Raw genomic sequence first — 22,990 nt, 5'->3', positions numbered from 1 at the left:
TGGCATCGAAACCGGGATCATCCATCGCCAGGCCCAAGGCGTACTTCCAGCTCAAGTCCGCTCGCACGGTCTCGGCGGCCTGCCGGTCGTGAGGTTCTCCACCCGCTGCAACACCGTGATCAACGCCAGCCGGCCCGGTGACCAGCCTGGCTTGCCCTCGGTCCCGAACGCTGCGGCGAACTCCGCGTCGGCGAACAGCTCGCCCAGCTCATCCCGGACCCGGACGGGTAGCGGCGGCTGCCGCTTGCCGCGATACATCGAACGGATCGCCGCCGCGATCACCGGGTCCGGTTCCGGCCAGGACCGGGGTTGCATCGACACCGACCACTCCATCCGCGACCGGGAGCAGGGGGAAACCCGGCCGCGTACCGCATGATCCCGGACGTCAAAGACTCAGGTCACGAACCTACAGCCGCGTGTCGCGAGTTAACCAGCAGGATCATCTGTAGCGACAAAAGCGCACAGATCTGGAGTCTGAGCTGCGGATACGCTTGCATGCACGCTGATGCGGCTTGTGAGGTGCCTAGAAGATTCCGGACAGCCAGCTACATAAGCTGACAGCAGTCTGGAAGAGGTAGGTACGTGAGGCGTCGCAGGCAGTTCTCGCCGGAGTTCAAGGAAGAAGCCGTCCGCATGGTGCTGGAGGGCGATCGGATGGTCGCGTCGGTGGCGCGCGAGTTCGACATCAACGCCAGCACTCTGGGCAGCTGGGTGAACCGGCATCGGGTCGTGAGCGCGCAGGAGGACCGGCAGCCGGTCCCCGGTCCTGAACGGGCGCGGATCAGGGAGCTGGAGCGGGAGAACGCCGAGCTGCGCGAGAAGTTGATCTTCCTGAAAAAAGCGGCCGCCTTCTTCGCGTCCGAGACTCGATGACGCTCGCCAAGTACGAGCTCATCGACGCGGAGAAGGCCTGTCACTCCATCGTGAAGATGTGCGCCTGGCTAGGCGTGTCCCGCTCGGGCTACTACGAGTGGCGGCAGCGGCCGGTCTCGGCCACCGCGCAGCGCCGGGCGCTGCTGGCCGCGTCGGTCGCCGAGATCTTCGTCGGCTCGCACGAGACCTACGGCTACCCGCGCGTGCACGCCGCCCTGGCCCGCCGCGGCGAGCGCTGCTCGGCCGAGCTGGTGCGTGCCCTGATGTGGGAGCAGGGCCTCATTCCGGCTCAGGTGAGGGCGTTCCGGCCGGCCACCACCGTCTCCGGCGACTTCCGCGGCGTCCCCGACTTGGTCGGCCGTGACTGGACCGCCGAGCGGCCGGGCGTCAAGCTGGTCGGCGACATCACCTATATCCGCACCTGGGAGGGCTTCCTCTACCTGGCCACGGTGATCGACTGCCACAGCAAGGCGGTGCTGGGCTGGGCGATGGCCGATCACTATCGCACCGAGCTGCAACGGGCTCGTACTCGACAAAGAGGACGGGGCCGCGAGGGGTGAAGGGGTAGGTGTCGTAGCCGCCGTATTCGTCGGAGCGGTAGGAGCGCCAGTTCTGGGCGACGGTTTCGGTGGGGGAGGTGAGTCGGACGCCTTCGTCGGGCTCACCGGCCACCCATTCGCGCACCATGTCTTCGATGGAGTAGTACAGTTCGCCTTCCCCTTCGGGGCAGGGGATGGTCGCGCTGTAGGCGCCTTGGTTGCCGACCTGGCCGTTGATGGTGATATCCGGTTGGTTGTTCCAGGTCAGCGTGTTGACGGTCCAGGGATCGGTGATGCGGTGGGCGACGATGCCGGGGTTGTCGTCGCTGCAGGTGTGGGAGTTGTAGTTGTGCAGGCGCAGGTCGGCGTTGGTGATTGGCGCCCATGAGTGGTGTGTCATGGATGTTGAAGCGGATGTAGGCGCGGTGGGTGCGGGTTCCGCTGTGTGAGCGGCCGGCGGTCAGGGACTCCAGTAGAGCGTTGTCGTCGCCGTTGGGAAGTACGTTGCTGACGTGGGTGTCGCCGGCGATGCCGGTGCCCTCGCAGATTTCCGAGGCGGCGGTGACCGTGACCGGGTAGGTGACGGCTGGGTCGGTGAGGAAGTCGGCCTTGGCGGTGAGAATCACGCTGTCGCCGTCCACCGTGGCCTTCGCCTGGCCGACGTGCCCTTGGTCAGGGCTGGCCATAGCGGCGGCGTCCAGCATGGGCGCGGCCGACAGGTCGTCGACCTCTTTGCCCTTGGCGTTGAGTACGCCGGGGGTCTTGTCCGGGCCCTTGCCCAATTTGAGGCCGTCGGGCAGGCGCATGGGCACGCGTAGTTTGAGGTCCTTGGCCGACCGCTGGCGGATGACGACGTCGTGGCGGAAGCCGCTCGGGGTAACGGTCACGACCAGGTCGGTGCCGGGGCCATAGGCGTCGGGGTAGGTGGCGGTGTTGTTCTTGACCACCGGGTCGGGCAGCCTGTCGGGTGCGGCGATGGCCGCCTTGCCCTGGGAGCCGGTGTAGGTGGCGGCGTCGGTGTTGCCGCCCGTTGACAGGGTGAGGTCGCCGAGGCTGGATTTAATCTACGGCCGTGTTGGTCCTGTGCTTGGGCATCGTGGTGGGTTGCCGGAGACCTGAATGACCCAGAAACGGGAGTTGACCTGGGAAAACGCCGCCAAGATCATCCCGACCATATCCCCGGATCATGGTCCTACGGCTGCATACGGGCGCTCTCGGCTACCTATCAAGGTCCACAAAGCAAAAGACCTGCGGCTGGAAAGCCGCAGGTCAGGGGCTGAAATGCCTGGTCAGATGCGTGCCCCCGGCAGGATTCGAACCTGCGGCACCCGCTTTAGGAGAGTGGGGGCTGTATAGCTCATCGACATGCTCTGACGTGCGCAGATACCTCGCGCTGTCCGCGCCATCTGAAAGATCATCCCGCGGATGTCCCCACAACCATCAAGCCTTGGACCTCGTGTCACTCACTGGCAAGCGGAGCCAGTTCGTAGGTCCATGAGCAGGCGGACAGGAAGCAACATGGTAGGCCTTGAGGTCATCGAATCCGTTGCTGTACATAGCGCGCTGTCCGATGACCTGCCCATCCTGATCCCGAGGGCGTCTGTGCACGCAGGTAGCGGCGTATGAACGTCTGGTTCCCAGACGGATACGGCAGCCGTAGATCGTTGTGATCATGGTGTTGTCTCGGCGTAGGCGTGCCATCGCTGGTGGCAGAGGCGGGCGCGGTATTGGTGTCGCCGCCGCCAGATGGACCAGGTCAGGCGGTGTTCGGGGTCTCGTCGAGGGTCGGGGATGACGATGCCGCGGAGTTGGCGGAGCAGTTCGGGGATGGCGATGGCGACCAGGCGGAGGTGTTCGACGAGGGGGCCGTCGAGCTGACGCTGGCGGGCGGTGGCCACGGCGATGAAGGCGTAGGCGAGCAGGGCCATGGTGCTCCAGCGGTGCCAGGAACGCCAGCGGATGACCTGTCCGGTGTCCAGGCCGCAGGTCTGCTTGGCAAGCTGGTGATCTTCCTCGATGCGCCATCGGCATGTGGCGACGTGGATCAGGCGGGCCAGCGGCACCAGGTGCGGGCTCCAGCAGCGGTAGAAGGAGGTATGGCCGGTGTAGCGGTGGCGGCGGACCAGCAGGGCGGCGTGTCCGGGATCTTGTCCGTTGGGGGTGTCGTCGGGCTGGATGGCCAGCATCGCCCAGTCGTAGTGGCGGGTGCCCTTGGTGCCGCTGCCGGTGCGTAGCCGCATCCAGGCGCCGGCGGGGATGAGCCCGGCGGTGTCCTTGGCGGTGAGGGTGCGGCCGGCGTGGGTGACAACCGTGGTGCTGGAGCGGACGGCCAGCACATAGCCCAGGTCCAGGGCGCGGATGCGGGTGCGCAGTTCGCGTCCGCCGTAGACCTCGTCCCCGGCGGCGAAGGCGGCGCGCACCCGGCCGCGTGGGCGCGCTGGAGCAAGGCGGCTGCGAGTTGGGGCTTGGTGGCGAACATGGTCTGCTCGGGGATGTGGGCCAGTTCGCGGTGTTCCTCATCGGCCGCGCGGCCTTCGGGCAGGTACAGGGCCCGATCGAGGATGGTGTGCCCGCGCGGGGTGGCGTAGGCGAGATGGACCGCGACCTGGCATAACGCCACGCCGCCGAGGGTGCCGCTGTATTGGCGGGCGGCGCCGGCCGCGTCGGTGGAGGACTTGGCGTCGGCGGTCTCGTCGATGATCAGCACGGTGTGGTCGGTGTCGCCGTCGTCCAAGTGCTCGATCGCCCACCGGGCGAGCTGGGTCATCACCTGTTGCTCGTCCCAGGAGGCCCGGGCCAGGAAGTGCTGCAGCCGGTCAGGAGTGGGATGCCCGACCGCCTCGGCCAGCGTCCAGCAGTTCTTGTCCTCCAGCTCCATCAGCAGCCCGGCCAGCATTTGCCCGCAGGTGGTGCGGCTTTCGCGGCGGGGGAAGCATCCGGCCACCCGGGCCAGGAGTTCCTGTTGTAGAGCGGCATGGTCATCATGCGCTACGGTGACGGCACGAGCCGCCGCGGCCTGATCTTGATTCACACCTCGACATGATCGCGGCGGCTCTTCGCGTCACGGCACACGACCAGCGGCAACGCCTTCGAAATCACGATCTACGGCTGCCGTAACGGAGAGCACCTGCTCCTCCGCTACAACATCGTTCCTCCCCGGGATTGGACCATGCGTCTACCATCACGATATGAACCTCAGCCTTTACGTAGAGGGCGACGCCGAATCTCAGGCTCTTAAAGAGTGGCTGGCCGCAGACGACGACATAAGACGTCACATACGTTGGCAAACACCCTCGCAAGACCCCGACAAGCTTGGTTCGGCAAGCGAGGTACTTCAGCTCGTCCTGGACCGGGCCGATGCTCTGACACCTACCATTCTCGCCGCGCTCATCTGGCTCCGTAGTTTGCGGGGAACCATAACGGTAGAGGTGAAGAACCAGAAGCGATCGATAAAGATTACGAGCCAGCGCGTCCGCGGACTCAGCGCGGATCGCATCAACGAACTGGCCAAGGAGGTAAGCCGCTCCCTTGATGAGGAATAGATGAGGCTGCCCATCCGAGCGAAGTCCCAAGCGGTCCTCATAGGTGTTGGAGAATACACCGACTCGGCAATCCATCCGATCCCCGCCGTCAATCGAAACCTGACTGACCTTAAGGCAGCCCTCACACATCCCGTTAATGGCGGCTTCTCTGGTCAAAGATGCGAAGTCATTCATCCATCTTTCGCGGACAATCTGGTCGCTCGTGTCGCGAAATTTGGGGACGACGTTGAGGACATGTTTCTGGTCTACTATTGCGGGCACGCGGCGCGCGCGCCCGACGGCGATCTAATATTGACCCTCTCCGATACAACCCAGGAGCAGCTCGAATACACTGGACTAAGAATAGGCGACCTGCAAAAGGCGATCATGGCCAGCCGCGCCCAGATCCGGGTCCTCATCCTCGATTGCTGCTTTTCAGGCGCTGCGCTACCTGCTGTTCTTGGCGATGACGATGTCGACGCGATCATCGACGCTGCTCGCGTCGAGGGAGCATTCATTCTCGCGTCGTCAGCTGCCAACAAGACTTCCAATGCTCCCGCCGGAGAGCCCTACACCGCATTCACAGGTGTGATGATCGATGTACTCAAGAACGGTATCTCGGAGGGCCCGGAAACGATCTCGCTGAACGATCTGTACACGGCACTGGATTGGCTATTGCGAGCCGGGAGCCATCCCGCGCCTAAACGCGTTAACAACGGGACTGCCAGCGATGTCGGCCTGGTCCGCAACAGCGCGTTCGATCCACGGGCAAAGGAGCCCAAGAGCGCGGGCCCGAGTTACATGACGCTCTACGGTCAAGTAGGTGATAAAGACGCCGAGCCCCGAGCCAGGATCATCGCGCTCGAAGGGATCATCGACAAGGCGAAGAAGGGAAACAAGGACTTCTTGGCCGCCCTGAACATCATCGCTATCAATCAGGACCTACCTCTGCTCTTCCAGATCAATGCAATATTTTATTTGGGCATACTCGGATATAGCGCTGCGGCGGTTGCTGGACTCAAGACGATCACCGAGAAGGGATCGGAAGAGGCTCTGCAGGAGTCGAGGCGCATCCTGACCCTTCCGCCAAGCACACAGGAATGGCTCGAGCAGCTGCAGGAAGATAACTGGAATGCGCCGATCCGGTCCTATCAGCGTTGGCACATGCACCTTTCGGACGCGGATCTGTGGGGCATTCATATGGCACGCCTGATGAGGGCCATGGAAATTGACATCACCACCTGCGTCGTGGCCGCGGAACAACTGGCGAAGGATCTGGAAGATGGCGAGCTGGCCGTCTCGATGGTCAGAGGGCTGCGTCGAGACAGAAATCTTACGGATGTCGAGCGGGCGTGCCTTGAGACGGCCCTGCAGAGGCTGGCCAAGCCCTAGCTCGACCATTCATCGGTCCGAGCTGGCTTGGTCGAGCTCGGGCAGAAGCCGGAACGTGGAGCGCTTGCTGTGGGCGAAGGTTCGCGTTCGAGCGAGCAGGTCGTCTCTCTCGACTACGGCCACGCCGTCCACCGTGAGCCAGCCGAAGCCGGCAGCGGACACTATGCCGACAACGGCCATCAGTATGAGTAGGACCTCGAGCACAAGATATAGCTGGAACGCTGCCGAGAAGACAATCGATGCCACCCCGACGCAGAGCCCCAATCCACTTTTGATCGCGGACCTTCGTATCACATTCGTCGAGCTGGCGCTCGTCAGCATCCATTGGAGCCTGTCACCGCCTTTGAGCCAACCGATGAACTGCTCACCAAGATCTTCCAGGGTTATGCCCGCACGACGCAGAGTCGGAGCGGCCAGGCCGTAGAGGAGGGGAATGGTGGCTATCACGAACCCCGCGGACGCAAGCAGCGCGAGCACGATCCTTATTGAGAGCCAGATGTCGGCAGTGACGACAAACATCAACGTTGTGGCGGTCATGCCGGCTCCCACGCCGATCGGCACCAGATATGCCTGATGCGCCATGTGTTCGAGGCGGTGTGAAGAGGGATCAGTTGCGTACTTTACCTCACCGTCTTCTTGCAGCCGAAGCATGACCATGCTGGACATGCTCGTAACGCCCACGACAAGGAGAGTCGCGGCTACCAGGCGAAGGAAGGGGAAAGCTGACCATTCCGGCAAAAAGCCCAGAACAGCGAGGAGCACGGTGCCACCAAGCGCGAGGGAAGGTCCGGATCCGAAGTCTTTCGGGCCCTTTAGGATGGCAATGAGCCAAAGCTCGCGCATGCCTGCAAATTCCGGTATGGCCTCACGAAATGATTCGTCGACGACAATCAGCACAGCAGCCCACACCGACAGGAAGAAGAACATGCATGCGGCGGCTGCCAGAAGTGTCAGTAGGCTGCTGCCGATCGACGGAAGGGAGTACGTGGCGATAATTATCAGCGTCAGTACCGTTGTGGCGATACCCGCCCACGCCGCTATGGAAGACCCGACAAGGAGCGACGGCAGGTTGGACTCGTCATTAGGCGAGCTGAACAATGCGTCGACCATTCCGGTGGTCAGCGCGGCGGCAGCGACCACTATCATGCCAATCATGAAAGTGTGAGCCAGTTCGAGATGCAGAGTCGTCGCGTGCACGCGATCCTGCCACGTAGTGAGTGCTACCTTTCCTCCTATACCAATGAGCAAGGGCACGAGGATTAACGCCATGTACCTCTTCTGAGCGAAGCAGCTGACGATGTATGCCGCGAGTCCGAAGGTGGCGAAGACCCAGCCGATGAGGAGGACTTGATGGCGCCACGATGGCACTGACCAGGACCAAGCTAATTCGGATGTCACAAGGATCAGGCCACCGGTCATCAATAAGTGCGCTCTAACCGCGGGGTCGTCACTGCGAACTCTGTTCAGAACCCACACCGTCCCCAGGACGCAGGCAGCCTCCAAGGCGATTTCCCGTGCCCTCGGAATGTACTCCTGATAGCGATTGACGAGTTCACGGATATTCTCGTACTCGAGCCCGTCTTGCTGGCTCCAGATCAGTACACCCCAAATGGCAAGGCTCAGCAGGCCCAGCCTGAAGACCGCCACGTAATTGACGGCAAGCGTGTTCGCGGAGAGCAGGGTGCCGCACAAGATCAGAGTGAGGGCCATCAGCTCGCCATGGACCGCCCAGCCGCTTGTGTCCAGATAAGTGGTACTGGCGAAATACAGCCAGCCGCCGCCGACCGTGAGTGCAGCCCAATAGGCTAGCGCACTTCTTTCGATCAACAGGATTCCCAGTCCTGCCGCGCACACCGGCAGCGTCCAGTATTGGGATGCAACAGACTCTATGTTTAAATATCGCCCCTCAGCCACAATGCCGGCTAGGCCGAGGATACACAGTAACCAGCCCACGGGCGTCTCCTGCAAGGCAATCGTTCGCGAGTACCGTCGTACCACGCAAAGCACTGTCATGCAATAAGGTGCAATCCGGCCAAAGATATTTTATAAGGCCAATATTGTTGAAGGAAGATCGAGATAGAGGGTGTCCGAAATGGGACAGTGAGTCATGCTGACAGGGTGTCGGGGACGTGAGCCTGGAGGTATGTGATGGTTCCTCGGCGTCCGTATCCTCGCGAGTGCGAGCTGCTTGCTCTGCTGATCCTCACGCCCCAAGGCGGCCTGCCGGCCTGCCGTTCATGAGCGTCGTGAGACCGAGAATGCGCTGGCGTGCTGGGTGCGGGCAGACTGTGCCTGGCGGCTGCTGCCCCACGACCTGCCGCCCCCCATGGCAGACGGTCTACCCCTACTGGCCACCTGGCAGATCGAGAGGCTCCGGAACAGATCCTAGCCCGCTGACACCAGCGTGATCGCGTCGGTGGCGGCCAGGACTTCATCGACTGGATCCGAAACTATTCCGGCGTGATCTTGCAGTTCCTCGTCCGTCGTGACGGGCGCTTCCGCGCCACCTGGGGCACATAGCATCTCGTGGCACCGGAGTAGGAGAGCGCGAACCGTACTGCATGCTCACTGTGTTTGACCTGGTGAAACACCTTCTGTTGTACGCGCCCTCCACATGATCATCCCGCGGATGTCCCACACTGTCGCGATACCACGTCGGGACTCAAGCGGGTGCACGCCGTATCGGGCGGATGGAGGATAGATAGATCGGGATCACCGCAGCGGGCTCGCGGGTTACACGTTCGAGTTCGTGTGTGAGCAGGGTAGTGTCCGATGCGCTGATCTCAAGCAGAGGCCGCCGGAGGTGGGCGGACCAGGCCTTCTTGCTGGGGAAGGCATCCAGTTGCGGAACGAGAGGCGCCAGCTCGACTCCCATAAGATATGGCGCGAGTGCTCTCACGGTGATGTCGCAGCCGCGAGTGAAGTCACGTCCTGCGATGGTGACAGGCTTCTCGTAAGGCACGACCTCCGAGGCGACCACGGCTGTGCCGATGACTCGCGTGCGATCGCGGGTGGGGTTGTGCCAGCACATTCGGGTGGTTACGACAAAGAGATCATCTCCGACCTTGAGACGGTTCACCTCGCTGCGAGTGGTCCGGGGGAAGGCCATTCGCGACTCACGCAGCACCCACGCGACGGCCTCGCGCTCGCCGAGGATCAATAGGTAGGCACCCACGATCGGCACGTTATCCCACGCCGCTATTACACCAGGGCATAGGTTGTGGCGCGCCGTGGCCGTGGTAACCCGTCGTCAGCCCTGGCTCGAAGTATCGCCTCGACCTCATGAAGCTTGGTTGGCTATCGCCCCAGGTGGGCTGGGACGGGTTAGCTCTTCATCATGGAGGTGTCTGGCCCCGAAGGCATCTCCACCACACCCGTCAAGATGGTCGGTCCTGCCTCCTCGCCGCGGCGGTTGCTATCCCGCACACTCGTGCGGTGAGGACCACATCTCCGCACCGCTTCGGGTGTACATCGGCACATGGTGCTCGTGGGCGAGGTCCGACAGTCTAAAATCATACCGGCCCGTCCCTCGGGCGGGAGGTCGTCTTGTGACGCCCGTCAGAGCCGCCCGTTCCACGGGTTGGCGCAGTTGTGCCAACATAATGAGGCGCAGGCGGCACAGGAGTAGGAGCGGCATGGCATCCACGCAGCAACTCGACCTTCTTGAGGGCCAGATGACGCTGGGTGAGCTGGAATCCCACCTGCTTGAGGCTGCCAACATCCTACGAGGACCGATCGACCAAGCCGATTTCAAGAGCTACATCTTCCCGCTGCTGTTCTTCAAGCGGATCAGCGACGTCTATCAGGAGGAGTTTCAGCAGGCTCTGGCATACTTCGACGGGGATGAGCAAGCCGCTGCCTTCGCTGAGAATCACCGATTCCAGATCCCTGCTCAGCACTCGTGGGAAGCTGTCCGGTTCTCCACGAAGCCACCCGGTCAAGCTCTGTCGGAGGCATTGCGCGCCATCGAGGCAGCCAACCAAGATGCTCTCTGGGGAATCTTCGGCGATGCGCCTTGGACTAACAAAGAACGCATCTCGGATGAGGTGATCACAAGCCTCATCGAACATTTCTCTGTTCGCTTCCTGGGGAACTCCGCAGTCGAACCGGACATGCTTGGCCAGGCGTACGAGTACCTCATCAAGCGATTCGCAGATCTATCCAACAGAAAGGCCGGCGAGTTCTACACTCCTCGCAACGTTGTCAAACTCCTGGTCGCGATCCTCAACCCACAGCTCGGCGAGACGGTTTACGACCCCGCCTGCGGAACTGGCGGCATGCTGATAGAAGTCGTCCAGCATGCTATGAAGGCTGGCATCAATGCCGCTGAACTGGGCGGCACCCTCTTCGGCCAGGAGAAGAACCTGACCACCGCCGGTATCGCCCGGATGAATCTGATCCTCCATAGCATCGAAGATTTCGAGATCGCACGCGGAGACACGCTGCGCAAGCCTGCCTTCATCGAGGGCAATCGCCTGCGAACCTTCGACTGCGTGATCGCGAATCCTCCATTCTCCCTGCGTGCCTGGGGCCGCGAGGTCTGGGCGAAAGACCCGTATGGCCGGGCGTTCGCCGGTCTGCCTCCGGGAGGCAGTGGCGACTGGGCCTGGGTTCAACACATGATGTCCTCGATGCGACCAGGTTCCGGCAGGGTGGCGGTCGTCCTGCCACAAGGCGCGCTCTTTCGCGGTGGTGAGGAGGGCAAGATTCGAAAGAAGATCGTAGAGAGCCGGAAGGTCGAAGCTGTTATCACCCTCGGCGAGCAGCTCTTCTATGGCACCGGTCTAGCCCCCTGCATCCTTCTAATACGGCATACTTCCCCGAACCCGGAGAAGATCCTTTTCGTGGACGCCTCCGACCAGTTCACCAAGGGCCGAGCGCAGGCCACGATGGATAGCCACCACATCACACAGGTTCTGGCCTGGTATCGGGGCTTCAGAGACGAGCCGGGCAGAGTCAAGGCCGCTGACGTGGCAGATGTAATCAGAAACGACCACAACCTGAATGTCTCCCTGTACCTCGAATCTCGCGCCTCGGCCAATCTGCCCGGTATGCCGGAAGCAGTGGCCGAGCTCCGTGCGGCCTTCGACGCGCTCACGGTTGCAGAAAGCCGCCTGCGGGAGGAATTGGCCTCATGGTGAAACAGGAGTCTCTGCCTTCCGAAGAGCCAGCTCGTTTGGGCCAGGGCGATCTACGGAAATATCTGTGGGGTGCCGCTACACTGTTGCGTGGCCTAATCGATTCGGGAGATTACAAGCAGTACATCTTTCCGCTGCTGTTCTTCAAACGTCTCAGCGACGTCTATGATGAGGAGCGTGCCAAGGCCCTGGCCGATTACGGGCATGACGAGATTGTCAATGCTCCAGAGAACCACCGCTTTCAAATCCCCGACGAAGCTCACTGGGAGGACGTCCGTCGTAAGCCACAGGAGGTGGGTAAGGCTATCAGTGAGGCGATGCACGCCATTGAGAACGCCAACCCCCAGCACCTGGGAGGGATCTTCGGTGACGCCGACTGGACCAATGCCGAGCGCCTCCCTGACGCGACTCTCTCCAGCTTGCTTGAGCATTTCTCCACTCAGACGCTTAACCTGGCCCGGGTCCCCGAAGACGAACTGGGCAACGCCTATGAATATCTCATCGGCAAGTTCGCCGATGACTCCGGGCACACAGCACAGGAGTTCTACACCAACCGCACTCTCGTCGATCTCATGGCGCGCATGCTCAAGCCACTGCCCGGAGAGAGCGTCTACGACCCGACTTGCGGCACTGGCGGCATGCTGATCACCACCGTGGGCGTCGTGCGGAGTCGAGGGCTGGAACATCGCGCGCTGCGCTTGTACGGCCAAGAGCGCAACGTGATGACCTCTTCGATCGCCAGGATGAACCTGTTCCTGCACGGCATTGAAGAGTTCGAAATCGCCCGCGGCGACACCTTGGACGCACCCGCCTTCGTCGCAGACGACGGACTGCGCACTTTCGACGTTGTGCTGGCCAATCCGCCGTACTCGATCAAGCAGTGGAACCGCGCCAAATTCGTCAACGACCCGTGGGGGCGCAACGTTTGGGGAACTCCACCGCAGGGCAGGGCCGACTATGCGTTCTTCCAGCACATCGCTGCCTCGCTCAAGCCCGGCAGCGGTCGGTGCGCGATCCTCTTTCCGCATGGTGTGCTCTTTCGTAAGGAGGAGCGTGACATGAGGGAAGCACTAATCCGCTCCGGCTTGTTGGAGTGCGTGCTGGGTCTCGGGCCTGGCCTGTTCTACAACTCGCCGATGGAGGCCTGTGTAGTGGTGTGCCGTACGGGACGTCCGCCCGGCGAGCGAGACAGGGTGCTGTTCATCAACGCCGTCAACGAGGTTACCCGGCCCCGAAACGGCCAGACTCGCTTGGACGAGGAGCACATCAGCCGCATTCTCGGTGTCTACGAAGCGTTCGCGGACGAGCCCGGCTTCGCCAAGGTGGTGAGCACCGATGAAGTCCTTTCCCGTGACGCCTCGCTCGCCATCCCGCTGTATGTCGCTGCCGATTACGCTGCTGACCGCCCCCAGCTGGAGCTCGTACGTGGATTGTGGGAGGACAGCTCCAAGGCCACTGCTGCAGCGGTCAAGGCGTTGCTCAGGATCGAGGACTCCGAGTGAAGGTGGACCGGTCAACCTGGCAGCGTGTTCGCTTGGGCGAAATCGCCAGAATCGCCAAGGAGGTTCCGACCTCGCCTGGTGAACGTGTGGTGGGGTTGGAGCATCTAGAGTCCGGGGTGCTAACCGTTCGCAAATGGGCAGGAGCCGACCTGGGCCACACCTTCACGCGCCGGTTCGATGCAGGACATGTGCTCTTCGGCAGGCGCCGCGCCTACCAGCGTAAAGCGGCGCGAGCGGAGTTCGCCGGCGTTTGCTCGGGTGACATCCTCGTCTTGGAAGCGCTTCCCGGAGTGGATCCGTTGTTTCTACCGCTCGTCATGCAGAGCGCCGGTCTCATCGAGCACGCCGTTACAAGATCTGCTGGCTCGCTGTCGCCACGAACCAATTGGAGGGCGCTCGCGGAGTACCAACTCAGCCTCCCGGATCTGGAGGAGCAGGAGCGCATCGCTAGGCTGGTGTGGGCGGCGGAGACGGTGACGGTCCGGACTGAGCATGCCGCCGCGGCGGCCTGGGACGTGGAAAAGCGGGTGTTGGAGGACGCCTACAACGACCCTAGTTGGCCAATGGTTCGCACCGATGAGGCGGGTGAGGCACAACTAGGGCGAATGCAGCACCCCAAATACCAGACTGGCCAGCACCTCAAGCCGTACCTTCGTGTCGCGAACGTGGGCGATGATCAGCTTGTCCTTGACGATGTCCTGCATATGGACTTCGATCAGGAGCACTTCAGAAAGTATTCTCTCAAGAGTGGCGACATCTTGCTCAACGAGGGGCAGAGCACGGAGCTGGTCGGTAGATGCACGATGTACCAGGGCGAGATCGAGGGATGTTGCTACCAGAAAAGCCTACTCCGGTTTCGAGTCTCGGAAGGCGTGGAGCCGGAGTTTGCGTATGGCTGGTTTCGAAGGGCCTTCTATCGTGGTGACTTTGCGAGGAACTCCACGAAGACCACCTCGTTGGCTAACCTCACAGCCGTCCGATTTAAGAAGATGCCGTTCCCTTTGCCGCCTCTCGAAGTGCAGCGTAAGATCGTTGAGCGGGTCGCTGAAGCGCGGGAGGTACGGCGGCGGCTGGAGGAGCACGCCGCCAACTCCAGGCGTCTCGTGCACGCGCTGATTGATCGGATTCTCGGCGAGGACGACCCCCCAGATGAGCTTCGATGAGGCGAGCAGTGTCAGAGACCGGATCAGAGATGAGCTGACCCGGATGAGAGGCGGCTGGCGGTTCGTGCCGGCTGCCGAACTCGACCGGAGTGCGTTCGGCTGGCTCGATGAGGAGTTCAGGGACGCCCTTGTTCGCCTCAATCCGGACATAGCTATTGATTCGAGCCATATCGACCGTATCCAGTACGAACTCGGGGCTATCATCCTCTCTAGTGGTCGACAAGGGCTGGTTAAGGCCAACCAGGACCTGCGACCTTGGCTGCTGGGTGAGAAAACGCTGCCCATTGGAGAGAACGGTCGACACGTCGCCATTCGCCTACTAGATTTCGCCACGCCGGAGAACAATCGCTTCGTCCTCTCCACTGAGGTGACATTTCAGCACCGCACCAAGAGGCGCAGGTTTGATGTGGTGGGATGGGTCAACGGGATACCGTTGATTGTTGGCGAGGCGAAGAGCTCGACGCGGCCATCCGTGAGCTGGCTGGACGCGGCCTATCAGGTCAGCTCATACGAAGAAGAGGTCACTCCCTTCTTCGTGCCCAATGTGTTCAGCTTCGTGGTTGACGGGCGCGAGGTACGATACGCGGCAGTTGGCACTGATTTCGCGGACTGGACACCCTGGCCCGCGCCGACTCCCGATGGGGTCGCGATCGAGCGAGCGGCAGCAGCCATACGCCATCTCGTCCACCCCGAGACTGTGCTCGACATGCTCGCCTATTTCACCGTCTATGGTGCGGACGACGACCATCAGATGACCAAGATCGTGCCCCGGCACCAGCAGTTCGACGCGGCCAACCGTATCGTGGGTCGAGTGCTAGCCGGGTCGCCGCGTAAGGGGCTGATCTGGCATTTCCAAGGGTCGGGGAAATCGTTGTTGATGGTCTTTACCGCGGGCAAGCTTCGCCGCCACCCTCGGTTGGGCAACCCGACCGTACTCATCGTAGTGGACCGCATCGAGCTGGACACGCAGATCAGCAGTACCTTCAACGCGGCAGATGTGCCCGGAGTGAGGAGCACCAACAGCGGTCCCGAACTTATCGACTGGCTGAGGTCTGGGCAGCGAATGACCATCATCACCACGATCCAGAAGTTCAAGGACGCCAGGGAGGTGCTGTCGGATCGTGAGGACATCATCTGCTTGGTGGATGAGGCTCATCGCACCCAGGAGGGCGACCTAGGGACTCGGATGCGCGACGCGCTGCCCAACTCCTTCCTCTTCGGCATGACCGGCACACCCATCAACCAGCGGGACCGCAACACCTTCAAAACTTTCGGCGCGGATGAGGATCCGCAGCGCTACCTGTCCCGGTACAGCCAAGCCGATTCGCTCACCGATGGGACCACAGTCGAACTGCGCTTCGAACCGAGGCTCACCTCGTTCCATCTTCCAGGCGACCTGTTGGACAATGAGTTCAGGGCGCTCACTGAGGGGCTAACGGAGAGTCAGCGAAACAAGCTGGTGAAGCGGACGGCTCGGATGGAAGAGGTCATCAAGCAGCCCGATCGGCTCGACCTCATATGTGTGAACATTGCCGAGCACTTCACCGAGCATGTCTCCCCCAAGGGGTTCAAGGCCATGGTCGTGACCTTTGACAAGGAGGCCTGCTGGCTCTATAAGCAACGCCTTGATCTCCTACTCGGCGAAGAAACCAGTGACATCGTCATCTCGGACGGCGATTTCACTCAGCAAGCGCGCGATCTCAACCTCAAGCGCTTCGTCCGGACGCGGACAGAGGAGGAGAAGCTGCTGGAGCGTTTCCGTGATCCCATGGATTCGCTCCAGATCTTGATTGTCACCGCGAAGCTGCTTACCGGCTTCGACGCGCCTATCATGCAGACGATGTATCTCGACAAGGTCATGAAGGATCACACGCTGCTTCAGGCCATCTGTCGGGTTAACCGCCCCTACTCTCGTGGCGACCAGCGCAAGACTCATGGCGTGGTACTTGACTACGTCGGAGTGTTCAGCGATCTTAAGCGTGCGCTGCAGTTCGACGAGCAGTCCATGCAGCGTGTCGTACAACGCCTGTCAGATCTGGCTTCCGAACTGCCCGAGGCGCTCACGGGCTGCCTAGCATTCTTTCCTCGCCTTGACCGTACGGATGGCAGTGGCGAGGCTCTGGAGGCGGCTCAGCGCGCACTCGTGCACCCCGAGACGCGCGACCAGTTCGCCGCCGCCTACCTCAGACTCTCCCGGATCTGGGAGGCGATCTCTCCCGATCCTCAGCTGGCCCCGCACCGAGATGACTACCTATGGCTGAGCCAGGTGTACGAGTCAGTACGGCCCCGCGACGATGAGGGCCGAATCCTCTGGCGTAAGTTCGGTGCACAGACCCGCGCACTCGTTGCCTCTCACCTTAAGTTCGAGGCAGTTCACGCCGACCTGGACACCCTCGTGCTGGATGCTGATATGGCCCGCCAGCTGGAAGACAATCCTGCCCAGAATGCCAGGAAAATCCAAGACGATCTGACACAGCGCCTGTCGGGGCGGCGCGGTGATCCCAGCTACGCGCCGCTCAGCGAGAAGCTCGAGCAGCTCAGGAACGCCTACGAGGCGAACCAGCTCACTAGCATTCTCTATCTGAAGCGCCTGCTCCATATTGCCCGGGAGCTGGTCGCCACGGAAAGGGCGACGACAGGCACCGTCAGCACAGAAACTGTCAGTCTCGAACGTAATACTGAATCTGGGCGGGAGGCACTCACAAGACTGTTCGAGCAAGCGAGCCGAGATGGGGAGACACCTGCTGACGTGCAGCAGGTGGTGGAGGAGATTGACCGGATTGTCATGGGAATGCGCTGGGAAGGCTGGCAACGCACGACGAGGGGCGAGCGAGAGGTGAAGCGAGCTCTACGCAAGATCCTCTATGCCCACCGCATGCATCATGACGAGGAACTGTTCGCCCGGGCCTATGCCTACATCGCCGAGCACTACTGAGTCAGGCACCAACCGAAAGGTCTAACGGTGGCCACTTCCCATACCCAGCGGGAGGCAGTCAAGCCGCGGGTGCACACGGTGGCTCAGCTGCTGCTGCAGCTGAGCGCAGGCGACCTCCGACTAGAGCAGGGCCGCACCGGAAGTCCCGACTGGACTTTGGCGCGCCGCCGTTTGCTGGTCGATTCCGTGCTACGCGGCTGGCCGATCGGCACCGTCTATACGCTTACGGAAGCCGGGCGATCGAGGGTCATCGATGGTGGTCGGAGGCTCGCGGCGTTGCGTGACTTCGTGCAAGGCCAGTTCGCGCTCGACGGCTTCGTCGCGCCGGCCGATCGCATGCTCCGCGAGAACGACGGACGCCGCTTCGGTCAACTACCTGCCGGGCTGCAACAGGCTCTTCATGACTATCAAGTGCCGGTCGTTGAACTACGTGACTTGCCGCCTGAGTCCGTTCGCCCCGCCCTTTTTCGGCTTGCCGACAACGACCGCCTGACCTCAGAACAACGATTGTTGAAAGAATCCGGGCTATTGGGCGAGCAGGCACATGAGTTGGTCGCCGACGCTGCGCTGCAGTGGGGCATGGATGGTCCTAGGCTTGGCTTCTCCAACACGGCATTGGTCTACGACGATGTGGTGACGCGAGCTTTGGTCGCCGCTGAACAGAACCATCTCGCAGCTGTAGACGAAGATTTCGCCTCCAGAGTTCGCGCCGGTCATCCGGTGGCTTCCGGTGCGCTGGAGGAAGTGATGGCTGCTCTTCGAGACTTGTTGACCATGCCCGCAATGGACAACGAGGGGGTGCGCTTTAGCCAGGCAACCCTGCTGTCATGGCTTCTGGTGATCATTCATGTGCGGCGGCGGTTCGGCGAAAGCGCGGTGCATTATCTCGGTGCCGTGATGGAGTGGTTCGAACCCCAACGCCGCCGACTCAAAGCTGGACTCGATCTAACCTCACCGCAGGTCCGGCCTGCCTTCCGCCAGCTGCCCTATCCAAAGCTGCTGGCGGCCTTTAACGAGGCAGCGGCTATAGATGCCAGGCACCTCGAATCCATCATGATCAGGGATATTATCCTCTGGCTGCTGCTCGTGGCACACGGCGGCTCTCCTGCTCGAGAGACGACTCCGACGCCGGAACTGCTGGAGCTCGTGCACCAGATCAGCGAGGGCACGAACACGCGTTCCGTGCTCAATCGCTTCGTGGTGAAGACGGGTTGGGGGCGGTGGGTATGAAGGCAACAGAGCTGGACTTCACCTATCGCGCACTCCATGAGAGCACTGCGGTCTCCGCTCTGCGCCATGTCTATGTAGGGGGCCATCCTCATCTTGGATACCTCGAGACATCGATCGCTCCGGGAGTGACCGTGCTGTGCGGTGCCAGTGGGGTGGGTAAGAGCCAGTTCCTCAAGGCGCTGGCAGCCCATCTCGCCGATGGCGACCATTCAGTGGTCACCACGGATCTCTATGACCTCTACGGTGCGACGCCACCTGTATCGCACGACGTGATGCGGGGACGCGCTAAATGCCAGTATGTGGATCTCGCTCGAGAGTGCTTCGACATCCTTCAGCAGGCGGCCTCTCCTGACTTGTCCGACCGATTGGAAAGCGCGGAGCCTCTGACGTTGGAGGAAGAGATCCTCCGCCTTCGCTATGTTCTCGGCCGCGACTATTCCAAGGCAGAGCTAAGAGAAGTTAGTCGCGACGACGGTCGGTCCGATACCTGGCGCCACTTCACACTCCACTACGGCGGACGTTCTTACGGCCCAGCCGAAATGAGCCTTGGCGAGCTCGCCGCATGCGTCATTCTCACCCTAGTGCAACGTGCCAGCGAGGGTCAGATTCTGCTGCTTGACGAACCCGAAAATTTCCTGTCCCCGCGCGCTCGCGCGCACCTGCTCGATGTCATCGCCACCCGGGCCGTGAAGAGGAAGCTCTCGGTGGTGATTGCCTCTCATTCGGCGGAGTTCGTCGCTCGCCTACCGGCCTCTTCACTACGTGTCATGGAGCGGTCGGTCGCTGAGATTCACGTCGCTGCGGCGGAATACCACTCCGCGGCGGTGCGCGCGCTGGGGCTCGACCCCTTGCCAAGGGTCCTCGCGCTTGTGGAGGACGATCTGGCCGTTCACCTGCTTGAAACGATCATCGCCGTGCACGCGCCGCGTCTGATCGGCCAGGTTCGTGCTGCCAAGGTCGGCGGTGACGGCAAAGTGGATCTGGGAGTCAAAGCGCTGAGTCAGGAACTCAACGTCGCGGTGGACTCCCGAGAGAGCCGGCGCGCGTTCCTGGAGCGTGGGGTGCGTACTCTGGCCAAGCACGAGCTCGGTGTCCGGGTGATTGGCGTGCTCGACGGTGACGCACGGCAGCAATTCAGCGGAGATCACCTGGCGTATTTGCCGGGTGACAATGCACCCGAGGTGCTCCTGCTTCAAGCTCTTCGGGCGCGACCTGGTCTGGCCGCTGAGCGGCTCGGCGTCTCCCGGCACGCTCTTGACTTCGCCATAGCTGGAGCGGAGGGCCTCGATCATCACCACCAACCCGAGTACATAGCTCGTACGATCAACTACGACACCGGCACCTTAACGGCAGTCGCCGTGCGCATCGCGGTTGACATGCCCGAGCACAAAGCCAGCGCGGATGAGCTGGTGGCCAAGCTCACGGCTCTGCTTCCCCCTCACCCCTGAAGTGTCGCGAATATGCGTGCACACCTTAACGCAGCGGGACCTGACGCCTCCAAATTCCCCGCGATCGGCCCACGGTTCCGCTCTATCAGAGGCGGTCATGCCCTGCAGGCCGGTCGCCGCAGGCAGCGGTTCCGGACGGAACGATCTCAAAGATCCTGCACCGAAAGGCATCCCACGCGGCTCCGGCCGATGGGGCGTGACCTGCCCACCGTCATTGGCACCGGAAGTGGCACGGCAGTATGATCTTCCGCTTTTCAGGCGGGCCGATCACGCTGCTCGGCTGATCGAGACCGTGGTGAGGAAGGTGTGGCCGGCGGCTGTGGTGAGCCCGCGTGTGGGGACGTTGCAGTTAGCACCGCTGTCACCAGCTAATAAGGAGCTCCAAGATCACTCAGGTGTGCGAGACCATGTCCTCATGTCAGTGACTCAGTTCGCCGGCGTGACCAAGGACGAGCATCGTGGCGTCACCTCCAAGGCAGGACTGTACGAGTTCTGGACCGAGGACGGTGCCCACGTCTACCTGCACGACACCGACTTCAGACGCCTGACCTACCAGCCCGGCAGGCCGCCGATGCTGGAGTTTGTCTACGGTCCACAGTGGGCTCCATCCGAGCTGTTGAAGACGCCTGTCGTGGTCTTCCGGTTTGAGGATGTCCGCCTCGTCGAGTGGTGCGAGGATCAGGAGGGCCATGACTGCGTGACCGCTCACCCCGATGCTCTTCCTGGTCAGGTCGACCTCTTTGACTGGGACGGCGCCGACCTGTTCTCCCTTTACACCTTCAGGCTGTACCTAACCTTCCACGCATCGCGCGCAGACGTGACCGTACGCGCGGAGTAGAGGAGGGATGCCATTGTAGCCTACCTACTCGAGCCCCCAAGCCACTTCATTACGAGTCAAGCGGAGGGCCGTGGTCGAGAGCCGGCGCCGCTGCTCAACCGTGTGACGCCGTACGGGACGATCAGGCTGCGTGAGGCGGCGTTGCTGTACTTCCCTGCTGTACAGCAGACCACAGCAACCCGCGTATCCGGTGGCAAGCCGACCCGGAGCGCAGGGCCGCCAGGCCCGAGCACCGGAAGCGGCGCGGCAGGACTATTGTGTCAATCTATCCTCAAACCAATAGCAAAGGCTTAGAAGAACATGGTCTAGCAACTGAGTAAGTTGATCGACCATTTTAATGAGGGCGCTGGGGCGCTTACTTCTTCCCACTTCGACTGGGTCCTGCAACCAGTGGGCAACATCGTTTCTCTTTGCTGTTATCTCCTGCACAAGAAGGAGGTCCTGAGGGATATTCCGCCAATCCCCCGGCATATCAAACAGCATCCACAAAGCTTCGAAATTCTTGCTTCCGACCGTGGAGCCATCGGCTAGTTTGAGTAAATCGCTGAAGTTTTCAACTAGCCGACCGTCCGTGGCATGATTCGAAGCGCTTCGCAATAGACTGGCGCGAGCAATGAGCGCTTGTACCGTGTCACCGCTACACCTACGGAAATGAGCGGCGTCGAGCACAGAAAGGAGTCCTATTGGTAGTCTGCTACGCGATATTCTGAGGGCAACCAGATCGGCAGCTATAGCCGACGGTAGGTCCCGCATGAGATTCTCTAGCACACCACCCATAACCACATACGATAGTGCGCGTCCCATCGCAGCGAACCCGTCCTGGTCGTAACTGCCCAGCTCTTGAGCTGATTGCTGCAGAAGCTCAAGGCGCCGGCGTTCGCGCTGCAGGTTTTGGTTGGCTTCCTCGAAGACTCTTTCTATCGAGGCATACATCTCAGGAGAATAGTTCTTGTGCGCGTCGAATTCGATTCAACAACATGGCGCGCGTGTTTGTTGCCCGCGTGCTGAAGTGAACCAGTTCCTCGTCTTTAAGCCAGCCTGCTTGTGGCATGCCAGGACGACCGCCATCGCGAATAATCCTACCAACACCAATCATGACCGCTTCCAACTGGTTCATAGGGGTCACGGCCACAGGGGGGCGCAGGAACGGGCCTCGCGTCACTGATACTATATGATCAACCGTTTCCCTGAAAAGCTTTCTGTCGCCATCCAAATGGCTATCGTTCATACGGTCCTTCATATATGAGTTGAGGAATTCAGATACTCTCCCGTTAAACTCTTCCGCCCGCTCAAGATATGCAAAGAACTTGAGAATTATTTCCTCTTTTGTGCCATTATTCTGGTTCGCCTGCTGAAGCTTCACTAGTGATCGATAGGGCTGATAGTTGGCCAACTCTTCGATGAGGTCGTTGAATGGCCCTCTAAAGATACAGCTTCTAATCTCTTGGGGTGTCAGAGCGACAGCACCAGCATTTAGTCGGCGGAAAAGTTCGTACCGAACTTCTGGATCGGACTTGTCGCTTAGGACCTGAACTCGCAAATAGCGCCGCTCAAGAGTCATGCGTATTGATCGAGGAAGGTCTGCGAAACCGATACCATTGAACGACTCTAGACTTTTCAAATCCTTCAGCACCAACGGCGACTGACTGAAATTGAAATTAATTGACTCTGGCGCATCTACTCCCATAAAGCGAAGCACGGTGCAAATGCGCTGCAGGCCGTCAACGACGTCCCACGTCGCATCACGGTTGGTGGCAACGAAAAGAGCCGGGACGGGAAGGCCAAGAAGAAAGGATTCAATAAGCGCAGATTGTGTCGCCTCATTCCAGCGGAATTGACGCTGATATGCTGGAGCTATACGTACTTCGCTTTCATCGATCATGCGGACAAGTTCACGCAACGACAAATCGAAGTAGTCAGTGTCAACAGCTCGGCGGTGCTCGTCAAGCTCAGCTAGAAGACGCGCTTCGTCAGCGGGCATGTTGGATGTTCTATCAGAAAGCGGCCAGACCCTGTAGCGATTCTGGCTGACGAATCGGCGTCACGCCGCTGGGATTGAGCCAACGGAGCCTATGAGGAGGTCTGCAGCATGGCCGGCTTGAGCGTGGGGGCGAGCGCTGGTCGCGACCGGCCGGAGAGCCGCAGCGCGGCCAGCGACCGCCCGACGCGCGGCAGGCCGCCGCAGGCGGGCCTGCCCTTGAAGACGTAGAGAAAATCCTCATCCGGTCGATCTACCATGCCTCTGAGCTGTGGTTATCGGCTCACTGGTCGTGACGTAGTCCGGTTGATGCTTGACGTCCTGGCTGTGGCGCTCGGCTGGTGCGGGCCTTCGCCGCGGCGGTGGGAGTTTCGATGGTTACGCGGATGGCGGTCTGAGGGATGGACTTGCCACCCCATTGCCGGCTGACTCT

The 22,990-nt window shown here is 61.3% G+C and carries 18 protein-coding genes and 3 pseudogenes; 11 read left to right on the top strand and 10 right to left on the bottom strand.

All coding sequences use genetic code 11. The annotated features are described in order from the left end of the window. Positions 1 to 13: 13 nt before the first annotated feature. Positions 14 to 67 (bottom strand): annotated as a pseudogene (locus GUY59_RS51380) (hypothetical protein); the annotation flags it as partial. Then, the gene (locus tag GUY59_RS47525; protein ID WP_201761033.1) at positions 52 to 321 is read right to left on the bottom strand and encodes a hypothetical protein; all 270 of its coding nucleotides are present in this window, start codon (positions 319 to 321) and stop codon (positions 52 to 54) included. The pseudogene GUY59_RS51380 and the gene GUY59_RS47525, both read right to left, overlap by 16 nt. Positions 322 to 582: 261 nt before the next feature. Between GUY59_RS47525 and GUY59_RS18720 the strand changes: the two genes are divergently transcribed. Together GUY59_RS18720 and GUY59_RS18715 are read left to right on the top strand one after the other, a co-directional pair. Beyond that, a complete protein-coding gene (locus GUY59_RS18720) occupies positions 583 to 873 on the top strand; it encodes a transposase (protein WP_138201824.1) in 291 nt (96 codons plus the stop codon). Beyond that, positions 867 to 1,373 (top strand): annotated as a pseudogene (locus tag GUY59_RS18715) (IS3 family transposase); the annotation flags it as partial. The gene GUY59_RS18720 and the pseudogene GUY59_RS18715, both read left to right, overlap by 7 nt. Here GUY59_RS18715 and GUY59_RS51375 read toward each other — a convergent pair. The 3 genes and pseudogenes from GUY59_RS51375 to GUY59_RS51370 form a co-directional block, all read right to left on the bottom strand. After that, positions 1,279 to 1,812: a DNRLRE domain-containing protein gene (locus GUY59_RS51375; RefSeq protein WP_138201826.1), complete on the bottom strand. Its 534-nt coding sequence runs from the start codon at positions 1,810 to 1,812 to the stop codon at positions 1,279 to 1,281. The pseudogene GUY59_RS18715 and the gene GUY59_RS51375 overlap by 95 nt on opposite strands. A gap of 1,270 nt (positions 1,813 to 3,082) precedes the next feature. Next, positions 3,083 to 3,832: a hypothetical protein gene (locus GUY59_RS48790; protein ID WP_236667272.1), complete on the bottom strand. Its 750-nt coding sequence runs from the start codon at positions 3,830 to 3,832 to the stop codon at positions 3,083 to 3,085. A 47-nt stretch (positions 3,833 to 3,879) separates the two neighbouring features. After that, positions 3,880 to 4,356: pseudogene (locus GUY59_RS51370) on the bottom strand (IS701 family transposase); the annotation flags it as partial. A 244-nt stretch (positions 4,357 to 4,600) separates the two neighbouring features. On the opposite strand from GUY59_RS51370, the gene GUY59_RS18695 reads away from it, so the two are divergent. Continuing rightward, positions 4,601 to 4,954, top strand: coding sequence for an effector-associated constant component EACC1 (locus GUY59_RS18695; protein WP_138201828.1), 354 nt, complete (start codon positions 4,601 to 4,603; stop codon positions 4,952 to 4,954). Next, positions 4,955 to 6,325, top strand: a complete 1,371-nt coding sequence (locus GUY59_RS18690) for a caspase family protein (protein WP_138201829.1) — start codon at positions 4,955 to 4,957, stop codon at positions 6,323 to 6,325. 9 nt (positions 6,326 to 6,334) lie between these two features. Here the strand turns inward: GUY59_RS18690 and GUY59_RS18685 are convergent, their stop codons facing one another. Then, on the bottom strand, positions 6,335 to 8,278 hold the full coding sequence (locus tag GUY59_RS18685; protein ID WP_138201830.1) for a hypothetical protein: 1,944 nt from the start codon (positions 8,276 to 8,278) through the stop codon (positions 6,335 to 6,337). Positions 8,279 to 8,987: 709 nt separating this feature from the next. Further along, positions 8,988 to 9,500, bottom strand: a complete 513-nt coding sequence (locus GUY59_RS18680; RefSeq protein WP_252375000.1) for a hypothetical protein — start codon at positions 9,498 to 9,500, stop codon at positions 8,988 to 8,990. 460 nt (positions 9,501 to 9,960) lie between these two features. Between GUY59_RS18680 and GUY59_RS18675 the strand changes: the two genes are divergently transcribed. From GUY59_RS18675 to GUY59_RS18645, 7 genes are all read left to right on the top strand, one after another. Beyond that, complete coding sequence (locus GUY59_RS18675) at positions 9,961 to 11,466, top strand: type I restriction-modification system subunit M (RefSeq protein WP_138201832.1); 1,506 nt, start codon at positions 9,961 to 9,963, stop codon at positions 11,464 to 11,466. Beyond that, entirely contained in the window at positions 11,460 to 12,965 is a 1,506-nt protein-coding gene (locus tag GUY59_RS18670) for a type I restriction-modification system subunit M (RefSeq protein ID WP_138201833.1), read from the top strand. Before GUY59_RS18675 ends, GUY59_RS18670 begins: the two co-directional genes overlap by 7 nt. 32 nt (positions 12,966 to 12,997) lie before the next feature. Beyond that, positions 12,998 to 14,128, top strand: coding sequence for a restriction endonuclease subunit S (locus tag GUY59_RS18665; RefSeq protein WP_138201834.1), 1,131 nt, complete (start codon positions 12,998 to 13,000; stop codon positions 14,126 to 14,128). Then, positions 14,115 to 17,063 (top strand): type I restriction endonuclease subunit R, encoded by a 2,949-nt coding sequence (locus tag GUY59_RS18660; RefSeq protein ID WP_138201835.1) that lies wholly within the window; start codon positions 14,115 to 14,117, stop codon positions 17,061 to 17,063. Before GUY59_RS18665 ends, GUY59_RS18660 begins: the two co-directional genes overlap by 14 nt. A 78-nt stretch (positions 17,064 to 17,141) precedes the next feature. Beyond that, the gene (locus GUY59_RS18655) at positions 17,142 to 18,293 is read left to right on the top strand and encodes a hypothetical protein (protein WP_138201836.1); all 1,152 of its coding nucleotides are present in this window, start codon (positions 17,142 to 17,144) and stop codon (positions 18,291 to 18,293) included. Continuing rightward, the gene (locus tag GUY59_RS18650) at positions 18,290 to 19,741 is read left to right on the top strand and encodes an ATP-dependent nuclease (RefSeq protein ID WP_138201837.1); all 1,452 of its coding nucleotides are present in this window, start codon (positions 18,290 to 18,292) and stop codon (positions 19,739 to 19,741) included. Before GUY59_RS18655 ends, GUY59_RS18650 begins: the two co-directional genes overlap by 4 nt. Positions 19,742 to 20,156: 415 nt before the next feature. Continuing rightward, on the top strand, positions 20,157 to 20,579 hold the full coding sequence (locus tag GUY59_RS18645) for a hypothetical protein (protein ID WP_138201838.1): 423 nt from the start codon (positions 20,157 to 20,159) through the stop codon (positions 20,577 to 20,579). A gap of 252 nt (positions 20,580 to 20,831) precedes the next feature. Here the strand turns inward: GUY59_RS18645 and GUY59_RS18640 are convergent, their stop codons facing one another. The 3 genes from GUY59_RS18640 to GUY59_RS18630 all read right to left on the bottom strand — a co-directional run bounded on the left by GUY59_RS18640 (position 20,832) and on the right by GUY59_RS18630 (position 22,817). Continuing rightward, entirely contained in the window at positions 20,832 to 21,512 is a 681-nt protein-coding gene (locus GUY59_RS18640) for a hypothetical protein (protein WP_138201839.1), read from the bottom strand. A 1-nt stretch (position 21,513) separates the two neighbouring features. Continuing rightward, on the bottom strand, positions 21,514 to 22,560 hold the full coding sequence (locus GUY59_RS18635; protein WP_138201840.1) for a DUF262 domain-containing protein: 1,047 nt from the start codon (positions 22,558 to 22,560) through the stop codon (positions 21,514 to 21,516). A gap of 89 nt (positions 22,561 to 22,649) precedes the next feature. Next, entirely contained in the window at positions 22,650 to 22,817 is a 168-nt protein-coding gene (locus tag GUY59_RS18630) for a hypothetical protein (RefSeq protein WP_161714604.1), read from the bottom strand. Between the last annotated feature and the right edge of the window lie 173 nt (positions 22,818 to 22,990).

The organism is Nonomuraea sp. K271 (assembly GCF_009908215.1).
Classification (GTDB): Bacteria; Actinomycetota; Actinomycetes; order Streptosporangiales; family Streptosporangiaceae; genus Nonomuraea; species Nonomuraea longispora.
Note: the sequence above shows the minus strand (reverse complement) of the source record. Positions and strands in the feature narration are given on the sequence as shown.

Coding starts and splice junctions, on each gene's coding strand:
- GUY59_RS51375 (WP_138201826.1), bottom strand. CDS start 1,812: ATGACACACCACTCATGGGCGCCAATCACCAACGCCGACCTGCGCCTG.
- GUY59_RS18695 (WP_138201828.1), top strand. CDS start 4,601: ATGAACCTCAGCCTTTACGTAGAGGGCGACGCCGAATCTCAGGCTCTT.
- GUY59_RS18690 (WP_138201829.1), top strand. CDS start 4,955: ATGAGGCTGCCCATCCGAGCGAAGTCCCAAGCGGTCCTCATAGGTGTT.
- GUY59_RS18675 (WP_138201832.1), top strand. CDS start 9,961: ATGGCATCCACGCAGCAACTCGACCTTCTTGAGGGCCAGATGACGCTG.
- GUY59_RS18670 (WP_138201833.1), top strand. CDS start 11,460: ATGGTGAAACAGGAGTCTCTGCCTTCCGAAGAGCCAGCTCGTTTGGGC.
- GUY59_RS18660 (WP_138201835.1), top strand. CDS start 14,115: ATGAGCTTCGATGAGGCGAGCAGTGTCAGAGACCGGATCAGAGATGAG.
- GUY59_RS18650 (WP_138201837.1), top strand. CDS start 18,290: ATGAAGGCAACAGAGCTGGACTTCACCTATCGCGCACTCCATGAGAGC.
- GUY59_RS18645 (WP_138201838.1), top strand. CDS start 20,157: ATGTCAGTGACTCAGTTCGCCGGCGTGACCAAGGACGAGCATCGTGGC.
- GUY59_RS18640 (WP_138201839.1), bottom strand. CDS start 21,512: ATGTATGCCTCGATAGAAAGAGTCTTCGAGGAAGCCAACCAAAACCTG.
- GUY59_RS18635 (WP_138201840.1), bottom strand. CDS start 22,560: ATGCCCGCTGACGAAGCGCGTCTTCTAGCTGAGCTTGACGAGCACCGC.
- GUY59_RS18630 (WP_161714604.1), bottom strand. CDS start 22,817: ATGGTAGATCGACCGGATGAGGATTTTCTCTACGTCTTCAAGGGCAGG.